General features: G+C 31.1%; 16 protein-coding genes. 9 read left to right on the top strand and 7 right to left on the bottom strand.

Annotation, left to right across the window (positions count from 1 at the left end; all coding sequences use genetic code 11):
• Positions 1–39 precede the first annotated feature (39 nt).
• Entirely contained in the window at positions 40–915 is an 876-nt protein-coding gene (locus O3884_RS06530; RefSeq protein ID WP_371452532.1) for a helix-turn-helix domain-containing protein, read from the bottom strand.
• Between the two features lie 227 nt (positions 916–1142).
• Here O3884_RS06530 and O3884_RS06525 point away from each other — a divergent pair, with 227 nt between their 5' ends.
• The 3 genes from O3884_RS06525 (at position 1143) to O3884_RS06515 (ending at position 6532) form a co-directional block, all read left to right on the top strand.
• Positions 1143–2714, top strand: a complete 1572-nt coding sequence (locus tag O3884_RS06525; RefSeq protein ID WP_371452531.1) for an ATP-binding cassette domain-containing protein — start codon at positions 1143–1145, stop codon at positions 2712–2714.
• A gap of 486 nt (positions 2715–3200) precedes the next feature.
• Complete coding sequence (locus O3884_RS06520) at positions 3201–4922, top strand: ABC transporter ATP-binding protein/permease (RefSeq protein ID WP_371452530.1); 1722 nt, start codon at positions 3201–3203, stop codon at positions 4920–4922.
• The gene (locus O3884_RS06515; RefSeq protein ID WP_371452529.1) at positions 4922–6532 is read left to right on the top strand and encodes an ABC transporter ATP-binding protein; all 1611 of its coding nucleotides are present in this window, start codon (positions 4922–4924) and stop codon (positions 6530–6532) included. Before O3884_RS06520 ends, O3884_RS06515 begins: the two co-directional genes overlap by 1 nt.
• 43 nt (positions 6533–6575) lie before the next feature.
• On the opposite strand, the gene O3884_RS06510 is transcribed toward O3884_RS06515, so the two are convergent.
• From O3884_RS06510 to O3884_RS06500, 3 genes are read right to left on the bottom strand one after another with little or no spacing between them, the layout of a single operon-like run.
• Entirely contained in the window at positions 6576–7214 is a 639-nt protein-coding gene (locus tag O3884_RS06510) for a TetR/AcrR family transcriptional regulator (protein WP_371452528.1), read from the bottom strand.
• 19 nt (positions 7215–7233) lie between these two features.
• Entirely contained in the window at positions 7234–8316 is a 1083-nt protein-coding gene (locus O3884_RS06505; RefSeq protein ID WP_371452527.1) for an ABC transporter permease, read from the bottom strand.
• A 1-nt stretch (position 8317) separates the two neighbouring features.
• Entirely contained in the window at positions 8318–9034 is a 717-nt protein-coding gene (locus O3884_RS06500) for an ABC transporter ATP-binding protein (RefSeq protein WP_371452526.1), read from the bottom strand.
• A gap of 445 nt (positions 9035–9479) precedes the next feature.
• On the opposite strand from O3884_RS06500, the gene O3884_RS06495 reads away from it, so the two are divergent.
• The 3 genes from O3884_RS06495 to O3884_RS06485 all read left to right on the top strand — a co-directional run bounded on the left by O3884_RS06495 (position 9480) and on the right by O3884_RS06485 (position 10500).
• On the top strand, positions 9480–9770 hold the full coding sequence (locus O3884_RS06495) for a PspC domain-containing protein (RefSeq protein WP_371452525.1): 291 nt from the start codon (positions 9480–9482) through the stop codon (positions 9768–9770).
• A gap of 113 nt (positions 9771–9883) precedes the next feature.
• Complete coding sequence (locus O3884_RS06490) at positions 9884–10126, top strand: type II toxin-antitoxin system Phd/YefM family antitoxin (RefSeq protein WP_294683425.1); 243 nt, start codon at positions 9884–9886, stop codon at positions 10124–10126.
• On the top strand, positions 10123–10500 hold the full coding sequence (locus tag O3884_RS06485; protein WP_294683424.1) for a type II toxin-antitoxin system death-on-curing family toxin: 378 nt from the start codon (positions 10123–10125) through the stop codon (positions 10498–10500). Before O3884_RS06490 ends, O3884_RS06485 begins: the two co-directional genes overlap by 4 nt.
• Before the next feature lie 47 nt (positions 10501–10547).
• On the opposite strand, the gene O3884_RS06480 is transcribed toward O3884_RS06485, so the two are convergent.
• The 3 genes from O3884_RS06480 to O3884_RS06470 form a co-directional block, all read right to left on the bottom strand.
• Entirely contained in the window at positions 10548–11246 is a 699-nt protein-coding gene (locus O3884_RS06480; protein ID WP_371452524.1) for an N-acetylmannosamine-6-phosphate 2-epimerase, read from the bottom strand.
• A 20-nt stretch (positions 11247–11266) separates the two neighbouring features.
• A complete protein-coding gene (locus O3884_RS06475) occupies positions 11267–11971 on the bottom strand; it encodes a GntR family transcriptional regulator (protein ID WP_299323654.1) in 705 nt (234 codons plus the stop codon).
• A 234-nt stretch (positions 11972–12205) separates the two neighbouring features.
• Positions 12206–13069, bottom strand: a complete 864-nt coding sequence (locus tag O3884_RS06470; protein ID WP_371452523.1) for an ROK family protein — start codon at positions 13067–13069, stop codon at positions 12206–12208.
• Positions 13070–13266: 197 nt separating this feature from the next.
• On the opposite strand from O3884_RS06470, the gene manA reads away from it, so the two are divergent.
• The 3 genes from manA to O3884_RS06455 all read left to right on the top strand — a co-directional run bounded on the left by manA (position 13267) and on the right by O3884_RS06455 (position 17341).
• Positions 13267–14214 (top strand): mannose-6-phosphate isomerase, class I, encoded by a 948-nt coding sequence (gene manA / locus O3884_RS06465; protein WP_294683418.1) that lies wholly within the window; start codon positions 13267–13269, stop codon positions 14212–14214.
• A gap of 589 nt (positions 14215–14803) precedes the next feature.
• Positions 14804–15682 (top strand): N-acetylneuraminate lyase, encoded by an 879-nt coding sequence (locus O3884_RS06460; RefSeq protein ID WP_060913391.1) that lies wholly within the window; start codon positions 14804–14806, stop codon positions 15680–15682.
• 105 nt (positions 15683–15787) lie between these two features.
• Positions 15788–17341: a sodium:solute symporter family protein gene (locus O3884_RS06455; protein WP_294683417.1), complete on the top strand. Its 1554-nt coding sequence runs from the start codon at positions 15788–15790 to the stop codon at positions 17339–17341.
• The last annotated feature ends 139 nt before the right edge of the window (positions 17342–17480 follow it).

Raw genomic sequence — 17480 nt, 5'->3', positions numbered from 1 at the left:
GAGTTTTTCTTTTTAAGACATATTGATAAAATATGAGGATTATTGTTGGGACTCGTTACTATTTTTTTCTTTTAGATAAGAAAGATAAGATAATGTTAAAGACCTCATAGTTTCATTATTTTCTAATGAGAATATATTAATAGATTTATTACAAGAGTTAATAGCATCTTCAATAAGTTTTTGCTCCTCAAATAATCGTGCTTGTAAATAATAATTATCTCCCAGAAGGTAAAATGATTTATTTTCTAGAGCTTTAGTGATAGCGATAGAATTCCAATACGTTGCGTCATTAAATATATTTAAAATTCCATAGATGCGTGCAATAGAATAATAGAAGGGCTGTTCAGAACTTGTATTTTGAATAATTTTTATGTATGGTAAAACTTTTTCATACCAAAGAAGAGCATCTTCAAATAATTCTTTTTCTGAATAAAAATTTCCCAAAGTATTACAGATATCACAATATAAAATACAACCAACTTCTACTTTTTCTATTAATGTCTTTAGATTTTCAATCGCAAGATCTAGTTGATTTTTAATGTGATATGTTGTGATAGCTTGAAACCATTCAAAATATAAAATACTTTCTGAATCAAGCGTATTCTTATCAATGGAAGATAAAACAAAATCTAGTGTCTTATAATCTCGTTTATAAAGTAATTCCATAAGTTCATTAACTTTGAAGTGTGAAGGCTGATAATCTTTAGTATCGATATCAAATAATGCTTCTATTTCACTAGTTGGAATATTTAATTTTTTTATGATTTTGAAAAATATATCTATAGAAGGAGTAACTTCTCCTTTTTCTAACCTACTGATAATAGTTTGAGTACAAATACCTTCAGCTAATTTTTTTTGAGACATATTTAGTGATTTTCTTTTAGTTTTTATTAAGTCAGCTAATTTAAGTTTCAAAGTTTATCCACTCCTGAGAATTAATCAAATATTACTATAATAATACTATAAATCTACTTGTAAATCAATAAACTAGAAAGATATAAGTATAATTAAAACACAATAGTGTTAAAAATATATAAATATAGTGTTGACTATATTTGTTATCTCTGATAAAATTTACATAATAAATATACTTTTAAAGTCGGAACAAAAGACTTTAAACTATAGTATAAGGGGTGAAGAGTGTGTTTAAGTTAATATTTAAACAAAAATATAGTGTATTAGTATTTATTATTACAATATTATGCGCAGCAGCACAGGTTGCGACGTCTTACGGATTTAGCTTGATTATCCAGGCGACGGTAGATAAAAACTTAAGATTCATGGTATCGGCGACTATTGCGGTTATGTTGATATATGTTGCTTTAAATACATTGGGTTATTTTAGAGCGATATACGTTGAAAAATTGATTCAAAATTTTTCTACAAGTCTTAGAAAAACAGCAATTGCGGATTTTAAGAAAAAGTTAGTCTACAATGAGAAACATAATAATGGTGCAGAATGTATAGCTTTAAATACTACTGATATCCAGCAGTTTGAACAATATGCTGCTAATTGTTTATTTGCGATTTACAGTATATCTTTAGTTGTTATCTCAACAGTTGCGTTACTTAAGGTGAATATTACGTTATTTATTATTTCATTTGCATTGTCTTTATTAATGATGGTTCTACCTAAGTATTTCAACAAAGCGATAAAAACAACGACAAAAGACATTTCAAAAGCCACAGAAGATTTCAACAAGGATTTAGAAAATGCACTGGCTAGTTCAGAAATGCTAAATAATTTTTCTGCGTTGAATTTATTAGATAGAATTGTAAATGTGGGTTCAAAAAATATAAAAAATGCGAAAGTTAATAGAAAAAAATCTATTATGACTTTACAAGGACTAAACGTAACGTTAAATGCAGGTAACCAAATCGCATTGATTTTCATAGCGGGATATTTCGCATATAAAGGATATATTGAATTTGCGATGATATTTGCGATATCAGGTTATACAGGAGAGTTCTTTGGAGGTTTAACAAGAGTAATCGAATTATATCCGAATTTTGCTTCAGCAAATGAATTGTTGAGTAAGTATCCAGAAATTAAAGAAGAGCAAAGTTTACCTAGAGTAGAAAAATTAGATAAGGCGATTGTAGTTTCTAATGTTAAATATAACTATCCAGATAAAACGGTAGAATTTCCTAATTTAACTTTTGAGAAAAACAAGAAGTATTTAATAAAAGGTAAAAGTGGTAGTGGTAAATCAACGTTAATCAATATTTTAAATGGTGATTTAAAAAACTATGAAGGTAGTGTAGAATGGGATAATAGAGAATTAAAACAATTCGATATTAAATCAGCGATTTCTACGATGAATCAAAAAGTGCAGTTATTAAACTTATCGATCAAGGATAATATTATTTTAAACAAAGAATATAACGACAAGTTGTTTAGAGAAGTTCTGGAAAATTGTAAGTTAGTCGATGTAATTGATAATTTAGAAGAAAAAGAAAATACAATACTAGACAATAAAAACTTAGCTTTATCAGGTGGGCAACTGCAAAGATTAGGGTTGGCAAGAAGTTTATATCATAAAAAAGATGTATTCATAATCGATGAAGGTACGGCGAACCTAGATAGCAAGTTGGCAGACGATATTGAGGAAATAATATTAAAAGACCAAGATTCTACAGTTATTATGATAACTCACAGAAATAGTGAAAAAATCGAAAACTTAGCGGATAAAGTGATAACATTAGATAGCTAGATGGAAAAGAGGGTAAGATTAAAAAATCTTAAACCTTCTTTTTTATTGTGTAGACATGGACTTTTGTTCTTACAAAATAGGAAGTGTAAGAACAAAAGTGAGATTAGGAGTAAAAAGAAAAGCTACCCACTGTCTTTCTAAGAAAAACACGCGCATTAATAAGCAACAGCAAACTGTACACTCCATACAAACAAAACCGTGAAATACAAAGAGTTAGAGAAAATGAGGCGAAACCTAGTTTCCCGAACATTCTCAATATTTTTTGAACATTTTCGTAACAATAAACTTTAAAACTATCTTTTAATTTATCTATATAGTATAATAAAAAAGGTATAATTGATAATTAATATCAATATAGGTGACTAGAACCTTTTTCATAAAAAGAGTGAATGTTGGATTTTTATAAAAAACAACAAAAACCCCACAGCTATTTTTACTCTTTTTATGTAAAATAAATCTAAATTTGAAATTAAATAAGGAGATATTATGAAGATAGATGGTAGAGCGATGGCTCTCTTTAATATCAAAAAAGAAGTATATCTCGTAGCGATTCTTAAACTTGTTGCCTTTTGGTGCTCGCTATTTTTCATCTACAACTTCGTAGACTTTCTATTTTATTCACTAGGTGAAGAGAGTAGAAGCGGCGCTATGTTAGGTTTTATCCTAAAAACGGTAGTAGGTTTAGTAGTTTATTACGCAGCTACAACTGGGGATAATTACTTCAGTCACAAAATTTCTAAACAGGTTAGAAATACATTAAGGAAAGAAATTTACAACAAAGTAGAGAAACTTTCACTAAATTACACAGAAGCAGTAAATACTGGTAGTCTTCTTGTGATGAATTCTTCATCGATTGTGAATATTGAATTTTATTTCAATAAGTTTGTACCACAGATGTTTGCGACATTGTTTATCGTACTTAGCTCGTTTGTGATTTATGGGAAGATTCATATCTTACTATTTATAGCGATGTTGTTATTATATCCGCTGATTCCTGTGTCTATTATGATTATTATTAAGAAGTCGAAAAAGGCTAATAAAAAGAATTTCAGCGATTTCTTAAGTTTATCAGAGGTATTCTACGATAGATTATCAGGTTTCACAACGGCAAAAATTTACGGTAAAGAAGATAATGTAGCGAGTGATGTTGATACTCGTAGTGCAAAATATAGAAAATCGACGATGGCATTACTTCGTCACCAACTTAATTCTATTAATGTGATGGATGCTATTACTTATATTTCTATTTTTGTCTTATCAATTATCGCTATCTTTGCGGTGAAAGATCAGAAACTTATTGTTTTCGTAATCGTAGCTTCTTTAGAATGTTTCAAACCATTGCGTGCTTTAGGTGGCTTGTTCCATATTTCGATGAAAGGGAATGTTGAGTTAGATAATATCTATAAACTTCTTGATCATCCGGAGCAAGAAAAAGATGAAACTATCGAGGTAGAAGCTGGGAAAAATATTGTTCTGAATAATGTAAGCTTCTCTTATGGTGAGGAGACGACTTTAGAAAATATTAATATGCTATTTAAACCTGGTACGAAAACAGCATTAGTAGGAGAAAGTGGAAGTGGTAAGTCTACTGTTATCAAATTAATCTTAGGTCTAAATTCTAACTATAGCGGAAGTATAAAATACGATAACTTTAATATTGATACTATTCCTACTAGAGAAATGTCTAAAATTACTACACTTATTACTAATGATAGTTACTTAGTTAAAGGTACTATTAGAGAGCATTTAAGTGTTCGTAAAAATATAACAGAAGAAGATATGTACAATGCTTTAGAAAAAGTTAATCTTAAAGATTTCGTGGAAGAACATGGTGGTCTAGACTATGAACTTGCGATAGGAGCTGCGAACCTTTCTGGAGGTCAAAGACAAAGATTACTTGCAGCAAAAGCAATTTTAAAAGATTCTTACTTGTATATACTTGATGAAGCTGTATCAAATATTGACGATTACAGTAAGGAAATCGTACTTAACGCTTTTGATTCAATTAAAGAAGGAAAAATTATTATCGTTATTTCTCATGATTTAGAGACAATAGCAAATTCAGATAATATCTATGTTCTAAAAGATAAGAAAATTATTGAAGAAGGAACACATGATGAGCTGATTGAAGAAAATTCTCTGTATAGAAAATTATTCACAGATCAACAACAACTAAAATCAAAATTTTTAGCTAAGGAGGTAGAGTAATGACATCATTAAGAGAATTAAAACAACTTTTAGCTATTGCTCAGGACTTTAAACGTCCATTGCTTAGAGCGACTTTATTCGGAAGCTTAGGTCACTTAACACTTGTCGTATTTACCTACTTCATCTCGTTATTCTTTTTAACAAAAATAACGACAATAGCTGTAATTTTATTCGTAGTAATCTTTGCTTTAGCTGTATTAAAAGGACTATTTAGTTATACTGAGCAACTTTTAAATCACTACGTAGCATTCAAAGTATTACATGCCTTACGTGTTAAAGTTTTAGAAAAATTTAAACGCATATCTGTCGACAGTTTTACGAAAAACACTTCAGGTGATTATATGACGATGATTACGACTGATATTGAATTATTAGAAGTTTTCTACGCACATACGATAACACCTTTTATGATTTATATCGTACAAAGTTTAGTAGTTAGTTTCTTCTTACTATTTTTTAGTGTGAAACTAGCATTAGTAGCTTTAATAATCTATATCGTAATCGGACTTGTATATCCGTTAAGTTTTAGGAATGTTGGGCAAGATGTTGGTGAAAATTATCGTCGTAAACTGACTCAAGTAAACAACAATTCATCAGAAGAAGCTTATGGAATTTTTGAAACATTGCAATATGGAAAAATCGATGAAGCAAAACGTAATATCGATATGGAAACTGAAGAGCTAACAAGAAGTTCATATCTTAAAAATAAATTTTTAGTAGATTTGAATGTTCTAAATGTTGTAACTTATAATATCGGGGTATTGGCATTTATCTATGTGGCATCTTCACTTGATAGTCAGTTTGTAACTGTATCATTAGTTGCGATGTTTATCGTATCTTTTATTCCTATTTTATACATGGGTAACCTTGCTTCAACATTAAGTCAGACGATGGCGAGTGGGAAGAGATTTTTAGAGCTTATGAATACGCCGGAAGAAGCGGAAAATAGCGGAGTAGTTGTTGAGTTTAATGAACTTAAAGTTGAGAATCTAACATATCGCTACGCTGATAATACTGTAGTAGATAACTTAAGCTTCGATGTGAAAAAAGGTGAAATTATCGGATTAAGTGGACCTAGTGGATGTGGTAAATCTACAATAGCGAAGCTTATTATGAAATTTATCTCAGATGAAAATATGGAAGGTAATATCACGATCGACGGTGTTGAGCTAAGAGACATAGATAATCGTTACTTTAGAGAAAATAGCTCGATAATTTTACAAGATAGTTACTTATTCAATGCAAAAATTAAAGATAATATCACATTCTTCGAAAAAGATTTAGATAAAGAAGAGTTGGATGCATCTTTAAGAAAAACTAACTTAAGAGGTTTTGTGGATAATTTGAAACGTCGTGAAAATGAAATCGTTGGTGAGAGAAGTTCGAACATAAGTTCAGGGCAAAAACAACGTTTATCAGTAGCTCGTTCATTCTACAATGATAGTAAACTTCTGATTTTAGATGAAGCAACAGCAAACATCGATATCTTCAGTGAAATCGAAGTGCTAAAAGCTTTAGAAGAAAGTAAAAAAGACAAGATAACAATAATAATTTCACACAATAAATCAACATTATCAATCTGTGATAAGGTGATTAGATTAGGTGAATAAAAAGTGAGAGGAACTTGGAAAATACCAAGCTCCTCTTTTTTTATTATCGTGTTAAGTTTTTATAAATTTGTTGTTTAATAAATTGTAAATCATGCTCCTCAGTAGGACAAGGAACGTCTTCAAAAAGAATAAATCTTTGGACTGAGTAAGTACTGATAGGTCCTGCGAATGAACGAATTATTTCAGATGTTGATAAGTTTTCGTTAATTTCAGGATTAGTTTCTCTATATTTTTTTAATATAGATTTGAAGTTTATTTTTTCAAATGTTATTTTTATAGAATCAATGAGTTGTGTTTTAAAATTTTCATTTGTTAATATTTCTGAGTATACTATTTTTATAGTATCCTTATTTTCTTTTAGGAAAACCATGCGATCTTCGACAACGTAACTGATTAATTCTTCAAGGGAATTAGTATTTTGAGTTCTTTTTAGAAAATTTAAAAATAATTTAGGAATAACAGGGACTATTATTGAATATAATAAATCTTCTTTAGTTTTAAAGTATTTAAATACTGTTGCCTGACTAACGCCTGCTTCTTTAGCGATTTGAAGTGTAGATGTTCCGTGGTATCCTTGTTTTGCGAATAATTTAATCGCAGCTTCTATTGTTTTTTTCTTACCAGGTGGAAAGGTTTCGTCATGAGAAATGCTAAAGTAAGATTGTAAGATATTTTCAGTCATAAGGGTCTCCTATTGTTTTTTAAACTTTTCTATATCGTTTTAAGCCTAGAATATTAAGTATTATTAGAAGGATGCAAAGTGCAAGTAGAACAACGATATCAGTTTTAATCGCAAGAAGATTTTTACCTTCTAAAATTATTTTGCTTAAACCATCACTAGCATACGTAACAGGTAGGATTTTACTAATATAGACGGCGATTTTCCCCATACTCTCAACAGATACTATTCCAGAAAAGAACATTTGAGGAATGACTATTATGGGAACGAACTGCATAATTTGAAATTCTGATTTTGCGATTGTTGAAATTAGTAAACCTAATGTTAAGGCAACCATTGCTAGTAATACATTAACTATTATAACATAAAACGGATTTCCAGCAACTTCAATATTTAATAAATATATAGATGATAAAGTGACGATAATAGTTTGAATTACGGCTAATGAGCTATAAGATAGTACATATCCTAGGACGACTTCGCTTCTTTTTACCGGGGTTGCCAAAAGTCTATCTAGAGTTCCGCTAGTACGTTCTTTTAGTAGAGCCATACCAGAGATTAGAAATATGAAGAAGAATAAGATATAGCCGATTAAAGTAGGTGCGACTTTATTAAAAAATGTTGAATCTACATTACCGTAGTTATAATATTCTTTAACTTCAGGTTCTTGTTTGTTTTCACCTAATTTAGGATTCACTTTTTTAATAACTTTCACCAAGTTTTTTGCTTCTGATGCTTTTATAGAGCTTTTTAAAACTTGTTGAGCTTGCATAGTTTTAGTAGAATCTATGTTGGCGTGAGTTACCGTATAAGTATTGTTATCATAAGAAATTACGGCATCAATCTCATTGTTTTTTAATTTTTCTTCAGCAGCTTCTTTTGATTGGTATTCTTCTAGATGAACGTTGTCGATATCTTTCATTACGGATACGACACTTTGAGGAGTATTTACAGAAGCGACAGTAATTTCAGAATTTGTATTTGCTGAAAAGACTATGCTTATCAACCACATTATAAAAATTGGAGCAACGAACATCATTGCTAAAGTTCTTTTATCTCTAAAAAATTCTTTAAATATTCTTTTTGAAATAGTTAAAATTCTCATTTTATTTTTCCTCCACTTTTAAGAATACTTCTTCGATAGTAGTAACATTATTTTTTTCTTTTAGATTTTTTGGTGTGTCAAAATCTAAAATATCTCCACGAAGAAGAAGACCAACTTTGTCTGTAAGTTCTGCTTCGTCCATTACGTGAGTCGTTACCAGGATGCCAACTCCGTTATCCCTTTGCTTGAATAATTCTTTCCAAATGTTACGACGAAGGCTAGGGTCTATACCGACAGTAGGTTCATCGAGTATAAGTAACTCGGGGCTACCGATTAGAGCAATAGCGAGTGAAAGTCTTCGTTTCATACCTCCTGAATAATTCGATACTAATTTTTTCAAGTGGTCGGTTAGGTCGACTATTTTTGCCACATAAGCTATTTCTTCTTTTAGTTGTTTTGAAGGAATACCTTTCATTTTCCCGAAAAATTCTAAGTTTTCATAGCCGGTAAGCATCTCATAAAGGGCATCGCTTTGTGCCATATATCCAATATTAGAAAGAATTTCTCTTTTTGGCATTTTGTTATCAAGAACAAGTGCTTCACCTTTATCTGCTTTTTCCATACCAAGCATTGTTTTTATTAATGTTGATTTTCCCGATCCTGATGGACCGATAAGACCGACAATTTCACCTTTTTCTAGGTTGAAATCAATATTGCCAAGTACAGTTTGATCCCCGAAACTTTTTGATAATGAAGTAATTTGTATTAATTTTTTCATAAGAATCACCTTTCTTTCGTAAAGTGAGCAAACACTCACTTTATAAATAAAAAAATATAGATGAGATTATTTGAGGAATATTAGTGCACTTAATTATTTTAGAACAGCGATTATTAAAGCATAGTTCAAGGTAGGTGCTAAGAAATATCCCATTAGAAATAATAATTTTAACCCTCGGTGAGTGGACACTCACTTTATAGTTAATATTATAGTGAGTAGACGCTCACTTGTCAAGAAGAAAATTTTAAAAACTTTAAAAAGAGGATGAAAAACAATTAGATAAATATTCCGCTGTTATTGTGACTTTTGAGATATTTTCTTAATAATATAAACTTAGTTTAAAGTCACCTGAGTACAATAGTTAATATATATCATAGAAATGTGATATAATATTTATAAAGTCAGAATAATAAAATATCAACAATAAAGTCAGGAGGAATTTATTATGATAGATGGATTAAATAAATTATGGAATAAATTTCTTAATTTTTTAGAAGATAAAAAAATTTATAAATCATACGAAGGAGCTTTAATCTCTGGGGTATGTAGTGGTTTAAGTAAAAGATTTGGAATAAGTGCTAGTTTCTTACGAGTACTATTCTTATTAGCGAGTATTTTCTCATTTGGTAGTCCGATATTAATATATATACTGTTATCGATAATAATGCCGGCAAAACCGATGAAAGAAAATTACAGAAAGTCAAGTTACATCGATGGACGTGCTTGGGAAAAATAATAAAAAGAAAAGTTCTAATTGATCATGTGTCAATTAGAACTTTTTAATCATACAAAATAGGTTGAATTAATCCTATTTATTTATTATAATAATATTAAAAGGAGGTGTTATGTATGAATATAGACACAAATAATTTAGTTTCAATAACAGAAGCGAACCAGAACTTTTCTAAGATAGCAAGAATGGTAGATGAAAATGGATCAGTTGTTATATTGAAAAATAATGCACCAAGATATGTTTTAGTAGAATTTAATGAATTTGAAAAAACTCAACAAGCCTCGGATGAAGACGTATTGGCACTTTCTAAAAGTTTAATGAAAAAAAATAAAAAGGCTTATGAGGTGTTGGCAAAATGATAAAATTATCAACTAATCAAATACTTTTACTTCATAAAGATTTGATTTCTGAGTTCGGAGGATTAGATGGTGTGAAAGATTTAGGGATGTTAGAATCTGCAATTAATGCCCCGTTTCAGACATTTAATTATCAGGATATGTATCCAACAATTCAACAAAAAGCAGCAAGACTATGCTATGGACTGGTAAAAAATCATCCATTTATTGATGGGAATAAACGGATTGGAGTCCACGCTATGCTCGTCTTTTTAGCTCTAAATAGAATAGAATTAGAATACTCACAGGAAGAATTATATACTATTATTTTAAACATCGCTTCAAGTCAAGCAACTATTGAAGATTTATCTTCCTGGATAATAGATCATCAGTTATAGTAAAAAATAAAACAACTCTGAAAATATCACTTCAGAGTTGTTTTTTCTTATTTCACTGCATTGATAAATCTAGCTGCGATTTCTTTTGGACGAGTTATTGCTCCGCCAACTACTACGCTAAATGCCCCTGCGTCATAAGCTGCTTTTGCATGTTCAGGGTAGTGGATACGACCTTCTGCGATTATTGGTACAGAAATAGTTTCAGATAGTTTTTTGATAAGACCTAAGTCTACTTCGTTCGGTCTATCTTTTGTATTTTCTGTATAACCACTTAATGTAGTTCCGACAAAATCAAGACCGATGTTAGCTGCATTTACACCTTCTTCGAATGTAGCAATATCTGCCATTAAAATAATGTCAGGGTATTTAGCTTTGATTTCTGCGATAAAATCATTGATTGTTGTTCCATCAAAACGAGGGCGTAAAGTACAGTCTAAGGCGATTATTTCACAACCTGTTTCTACAAGAGCATCTACTTCTTTCATAGTTGCTGTGATGAATTGTGACATACCTTCATAGCTTTGTTTAATAATTCCGATAACAGGTAGGTCAACTGTTTCTTTAATTTGAACTATATCAGTAACTCCTTGTGCACGAATACCAACAGCGCCAGCTTCTTTAGCAGCTAGTGCCATAAGTTTCATGATTCCACCTTGTTCAACATAAAGTGGTTCTCCAGGTAATGCTTGGCAAGAAACGATAATTCCGCCTTTAATTTGGTTTAAGATTTTTTCTTTTTTGTTCATAGTTAGCTCCAATCCAACGCTTAATCTTTAATTGTTAAGCTGTAGTATTTGTAATTTATAAAGATTTTTACATATTCGAAAATTTTCCCATCAGCAAAGTAGGTGTACCTATCAAATTCAAAACAAGGTTCACCGTCTTTTGCGATAAAGTTGGCAATTTCTTCAGGAGTATCAACTATAACTTTCATATTTTTTTTAGATTTTTCTTGGTGAATATCTATACGATATTTTTTTCTAATCATAGTAGCAAGCTCTTTGAAACTGTCGATATCATCGATATTAACATCGGGTAAATATTTAATTGGAATATAGTTAGTTTGGTGAGCCCAAGCAACATTACCGATATATTTTATACGAGCTACTTTTAGAAGTTTTTGATTTTTTAATTTTAATTTCGAGCAAAGCTCTTTATCTTGAATAATTTCAGCTTCTACAACTTCAGAATGTTCAGATACTGATTCTTTGAAGTGTTTATGAAAGTTGTTGTTTTCTGTAACAAAAACTTTTTTATTAACTAGAGTTTTGTTAACGAAACTTCCTTTACCTTGAATTCTAAAAATGTACCCTGCTGATTCTAGTTCGTTTAACACGCGAACAGCAGTAGTACTACTAACATTATATATTTCTTTTATCTCTTTTTCTGTATAGAGCTGTTCACCTTCTTTAAAAATACCAGTTTGTATTTTTAAGATGATATCATTTATAATCTTTTCGTATTTTTTCAAGTTGATCCCTCCTTGACTTAATTATTATTTATTTATCAAAATTTAATGTGTTAACTTAAATTTATATTATCACTTATGCAGGACTTTGTAAAGAAAAAACTTAAAAAATATTAGAAAAAAATTTAAACGGTTGCAAAAAGTATAAATTAACGTAGAACAGAGCTTTGAAGTTCTGTTGGAAATATAGAAAGCCCTCCTTACTTTTTAAGTAAAGAGGGGATAAAGTTTGATATCTTATTTTTCTACAAATGGGCTAATAGCTCCGTATAGAGCTGCATCGTTTCCTAATTCAGCAGCTAGGAATTTAGTTTGGTTGTTTTCGATTGGGTGAAGTTCGCGTACTTTTGCTTCAAGTTTGTTTAATAAGTAATCACCTTGAGCAGAAACAGCACCACCGATTACGATGTACTTAGGATCTAGGATACATAGTAAGTTAACAATACCACGAGCAAGTTCGAATAGCCATTCGTCTAATACTTTTAGTGCAGTTGTATCTTCACGTTTACAAAGGTCGAAGAATTCGATAACGCTAAGCCCTTCGTACATTTCAGCCTTGATTTTTCTATCTAAAGCGATAGTAGATGCACGTTGTTCGTAAGTAGTTTTAGTATCGAAATCGTAAACAGATTGTCCGATTTCTCCAACTCCGAAGTTAGATCCGAATGGAAGGCTGTTTAAGTAGTAAGCCCCACCGATTCCAGTTCCTAAAGCCATACAGAATACTTCATCTAAACCTTTTGCTCCACCAAGCCATTGTTCTCCTAGTAAGGCACAGTTAACATCGTTATCTGCGTATACTGGAATACCTAGTCTGTCTCCAAAATCGCGTTTGAAGTTAGTTCCAAGATAGTTTTTGATAGTTGGAGCTGCACGGATTACTTCCATGTGAACATTATCAATAACACCTGCAGCTGAAATACCAGCAGCAGTGAAGTTGTAAGATTCACGAATTTTACTTGCGATTCTAAACATTTCATCAGTGATTTTTACAGTTACATTGTCAGGAGTTTTACAAGTTTCGTAATGTACGATTTTGTGATTCTCATCGAATACAGCAAATTTTATACTTGTTCCACCAATATCTATACCTAATAACATATTATACCTACTTTCTTAATAAAGACATGATTATCTTTAATGTTAATGATTTTTTAAATTTCTATACAACGATATATTACCATAAAAATAATATTTTGAAAACTGTTTCTTGAAAAATAATAAAAGGTATATACTGTATAAAAAATAGTGACTGGTGTATAATAAACTAGAAGTTAGAATAGTTTAAGGAGAATAAAATGGATAAAATTATATTTTTAGAGCCTGTATTTTGTGAAAGAATATGGGGAGGACGCAATTTAGAAAGTTTTAATTTTTCTATTCCACAAGGGAATATTGGAGAAGCATGGGTTATTGCCGCTCATGATAATGGTAGCTCAAAAATAACAAATGGCGACTTAGCAGGCTTAACATTAAAAGAAGCATACGAGAAACAACCTAGTTTATTTACTGAGAAAGTATATGATAAGTTTCCGTTGCTAATTAAGATTTTAGATGCTAGTGATAATCTATCAGTTCAAGTACATCCCGAAGATGATTATGCACGAGTAAATGAGAATGGAGAACTAGGTAAAACTGAATGTTGGTATGTACTTGATGCAAAAGAAGGTGCGAAGTTAGTATATGGACACACTGCAAAAACAAAAGAGGAGTTCAACGATAAAATAGATCGTGAACAGTGGCAAGAATTATTCCTAGAAGAAGAAGTAAAAGTGGGAGATTTCTTCTATATTCCAGCGGGTACTCTTCATGCGATAGGAGAAGGAATATTAATATATGAAGTGCAACAAAATTCTGATACGACATATCGAGTATATGATTATGATCGTGTCGATAAAGATGGCAATAAACGTGAACTTCATATAGAAAAAACAAAAGATGTAAGTAAAGTTCCATTTGAAAAAGTTACTACAAACCCTAAAGAGGAAAGATTAGAAGGGGCTACAGTAACATACTTAGCAGATGAGAAGTACTTCTCTGTGTTTAAAGTCGAAGTGGAGGGACAAGTTTCTTTAGAAAAAAATCGAACTGGAAATCTATTTACCGTACTTAATGGTAGCGGAAGTGTAGAAATAGATGGTAATAGTTATGATGTGAAAAAAGGAGATAGTTTCATCTTAACAACTGATTGTAGTAACTACATATTAAAAGGAAATATGTTCTTAATTGGAAGTTATGATAGATAAAATAAGGGAGTGACTCAAAAATCGTGATTTCGTAGAAATCGATTTAGTTGAGTCACCTCCGCACAGTCTATTAGATATCTAAAAAGCTTTTATAAATCGAATTTAGATATCAATAAACCACTACGTCTATGAGTTATCATATGAACTTTGTTAAATTTTAGGGATTTTGGGTCAACCCCATTTTAAAATTACAATATAATATTAAAGTTATTACTAGATTAATATCTGATAGAATTAAATAAAAAATTAAAAGATATCTTATGTAGTGAATAGAAGCGACTTTTTAAATCAATTATGAGTAAAGAGTCGCTTTTTATTTTTAAAAAAAGTAGAGTTTAATGTATTAAATAGAGATAGTAAGACTAGACAATAGATTTACATATACTATATAAGCGTTAACTGGATTAAGTATTATTGTATAGCGTAAACATGATAACAACAGCAACGGTTAAAAGGTTTTCAAAAAAATAAAAATTTTAAGACTTTTCTATTGACAAACTAAAGAAAACGTTTTAAAATATAAGTGTATTAAAATTTAATGTGTTAAATAAATGCACAATATTAAAAACAAATAACGGAGGTTATTATAATGAAAGATTTAAAAGGACTTTATTCAGCTTTACTTATTCCATTTGACGAAAATGGTGAGGTTAAAGAAGAGGGGCTAAGACAGGTTATTGAGCACAACATTAACGTAAGTAAAATTGATGGTTTATACGTTAATGGAAGTAGTGGGGAGAACTTCTTATTAAACACTGCTCAAAAGAAACAAATTTTTAAATTTGTAAAAGAAGTAGTTGGGGACAGAGTTAAACTTATCGCTCAAGTTGGATCTTTAGACCTTAATGAAGCGGTAGAATTAGCTAAATACGCTACAGAATTAGGATATGATTCATTATCAGCAGTTACTCCATTCTACTACCCATTATCATTTAACGAAATTAAACACTATTACAAGACAATCATCGATGCTACAGATAACAGCATGATTCTTTACTACATTCCATTCTTAACAGGAGTTAAAATTAGTTTAGATCAATTCGCTGAATTACTAGAAGATGAAAAAGTTATCGGTGTTAAATACACTGCTGCAGACTTCTATCAATTAGAAAGATTCAGAAAACGATTCCCTAACAAACTGATTTGGTCTGGATTCGATGAAATGTTAGTTCAAGCTGCTATTACGGGAGTTGACGGAGCTATCGGTTCTACATACAATGTTAACGGACAAAGAAGCCAAGAAATCTTCAGACTTGCTAAAGAAGGTAAAGTTGCTGAAGCTTACGAACTTCAACACGAAGCAAACGATGTAATTGAAAAAGTATTAGAATTAGGATTATATCAAACTCTTAAAGAAATCTTAAAAGTTAAAGGTATTGATGCAGGATACTGTAAACAACCTATGAAAGTATTTGATCCAGCTAAATTACCAGAAGTAGAAAAATTAGTTAAAGATTACAACCTATAATTTTAAAAATAAGGGGTAAAAAATTAGGGGTGGAAAGAGGAGGATTTCTCCTCCTTCCTAATTATTAGAAAAAATATTATTAAGAAAAAATAGGAGGGGAGTACCATGGATAAAATAGGATTTGGTACACTTAACAGTATAGTTTTAGCGGTTTATCTGATAGCTATGCTAGCGATAGGGGTGTATTTCACTAAAAAAGCAGGTGAAAGCACGGATGAATTCTTTAAAGCCGGAGGGAATATTCCATCTTGGGCAGTAGGATTCTCAATTTACGCAACAACATTATCTGCCATTACATTTATGGCAACACCGGAAAAAGCATTTAACGGAGACTGGACATACGCAGCAGGGAACTTCTCAATTATCGCGATTATTCCGATATTGATTCACTACTATGTTCCATTCTTTAGAAAATTAAATGTAACGACAGCATATGAATATTTAGAAGAACGTTTTAATCCTAGTGTACGTGTAGTAGGAAGTGTGTTATTCTCACTATTCCATATTGGACGTGTAGCTATCGTTATTTACTTACCAACAGTTGCTATTACATCAGTATCGACACTTAACCCATTCTTAGTGTGTGCGGTTATCGGATTACTTTGCGTAGTTTACTCATTCTTAGGAGGGGTAGAAGGAGTTATCTGGACAGACGTTATCCAAGGGATTATCTTACTTGGAGGAGCTATTCTAGTAATTATCTTAGGAGCTTACCACGTAGGTGGATTTGGTAACATTACCCAAGATGCTTTAGCAAATGGTAAAATTGTAACTGCTGAGAAATTTAGCTGGTCATTAACAGCGTCAACTATTCCAATTATCTTCATTGGATCAGTATTTAACAGTTTACAACAATACACAGCTTCTCAAGACGTAGTTCAACGTTATAGTACTACTGAATCTGTAAAAGAAACTAACAAATCAATCTGGACTAACGGATTATTAGCATTCATCTCTATTCCAATCTTCTACGGAATGGGAACAGTTTTATACAGCTTCTACAAAGGTAGCCACGCTGTAACAAAATTACCAGACTTCATGAACGCTGAAGTAGTAGGTAAAGCAGCTAATACAACAGCTTTAGTACCTTACTTCATCTTAACAGCATTACCTGCTGGGGTTGCGGGATTAGTTATCGCAGCTATCTTAGCAGCGGCTCAATCAACTATCGCATCAAGCTTAAACTCAATTTCAGCTTGTATCACAGTTGATATTAAACAACGTTTCTTCGGTTTAAGTAAAGATGCTAAACAAGACGTTCTATTAGCTCGTATTATCATTATCGTAGCTGGTGTATTAGGAACAATCGCAGCATTATACTTCGTAAACTCTAACCAAAAAGAAACTTGGGATTTATTCCTTAAATATATCGGACTTCTAGGGGTGCCTTTAGCTGGTACATTTGCACTTGGTATCTTCACTAAACGTGCAAACGGAGCTGGAGCATTATTAGGATTAGTAGTTGCAGGGCTTGTATGTTGGTACATCCAAGACTTCACAACTTACGCTAAACAAAGTCCATTCATCTTCTCAGGATTCTCATTCTTAAGTGCATTAGTATTCGGTTATATCTGTAGTTTCTTCTTCAAATCTACTAAAAATATCACTGGACTTACTATTCACACTAAAGATCAAGAATACGTAAAAGAAGCAAAATAATAATAAAGTCAAATCTCAAAAAATATAACGAACTTACAGAAAATAATCCTCAACCTAGTGTTGAGGATTATTTTCAGATTGTTGACAAAACGACAAAAATATCAATGAACATATTGATGTTTTGGTCGTTTTTCAAAAA

The sequence above is a fragment of the Gemella sp. 20925_1_85 genome, from assembly GCF_041433735.1.
Lineage (GTDB): Bacteria > Bacillota > Bacilli > Staphylococcales > Gemellaceae > Gemella.
Note: the sequence above shows the minus strand (reverse complement) of the source record. Positions and strands in the feature narration are given on the sequence as shown.

Excerpts from the sequence above, each read along its gene's own strand:
- O3884_RS06520 (WP_371452530.1), top strand. The coding sequence starts at position 3,201 with ATGAAGATAGATGGTAGAGCGATGGCTCTCTTTAATATCAAAAAAGAA.
- O3884_RS06515 (WP_371452529.1), top strand. The coding sequence starts at position 4,922 with ATGACATCATTAAGAGAATTAAAACAACTTTTAGCTATTGCTCAGGAC.
- O3884_RS06510 (WP_371452528.1), bottom strand. The coding sequence starts at position 7,214 with ATGACTGAAAATATCTTACAATCTTACTTTAGCATTTCTCATGACGAA.
- O3884_RS06505 (WP_371452527.1), bottom strand. The coding sequence starts at position 8,316 with ATGAGAATTTTAACTATTTCAAAAAGAATATTTAAAGAATTTTTTAGA.
- O3884_RS06500 (WP_371452526.1), bottom strand. The coding sequence starts at position 9,034 with ATGAAAAAATTAATACAAATTACTTCATTATCAAAAAGTTTCGGGGAT.
- O3884_RS06495 (WP_371452525.1), top strand. The coding sequence starts at position 9,480 with ATGATAGATGGATTAAATAAATTATGGAATAAATTTCTTAATTTTTTA.
- O3884_RS06490 (WP_294683425.1), top strand. The coding sequence starts at position 9,884 with ATGAATATAGACACAAATAATTTAGTTTCAATAACAGAAGCGAACCAG.
- O3884_RS06485 (WP_294683424.1), top strand. The coding sequence starts at position 10,123 with ATGATAAAATTATCAACTAATCAAATACTTTTACTTCATAAAGATTTG.
- O3884_RS06480 (WP_371452524.1), bottom strand. The coding sequence starts at position 11,246 with ATGAACAAAAAAGAAAAAATCTTAAACCAAATTAAAGGCGGAATTATC.
- O3884_RS06470 (WP_371452523.1), bottom strand. The coding sequence starts at position 13,069 with ATGTTATTAGGTATAGATATTGGTGGAACAAGTATAAAATTTGCTGTA.
- manA (WP_294683418.1), top strand. The coding sequence starts at position 13,267 with ATGGATAAAATTATATTTTTAGAGCCTGTATTTTGTGAAAGAATATGG.
- O3884_RS06460 (WP_060913391.1), top strand. The coding sequence starts at position 14,804 with ATGAAAGATTTAAAAGGACTTTATTCAGCTTTACTTATTCCATTTGAC.
- O3884_RS06455 (WP_294683417.1), top strand. The coding sequence starts at position 15,788 with ATGGATAAAATAGGATTTGGTACACTTAACAGTATAGTTTTAGCGGTT.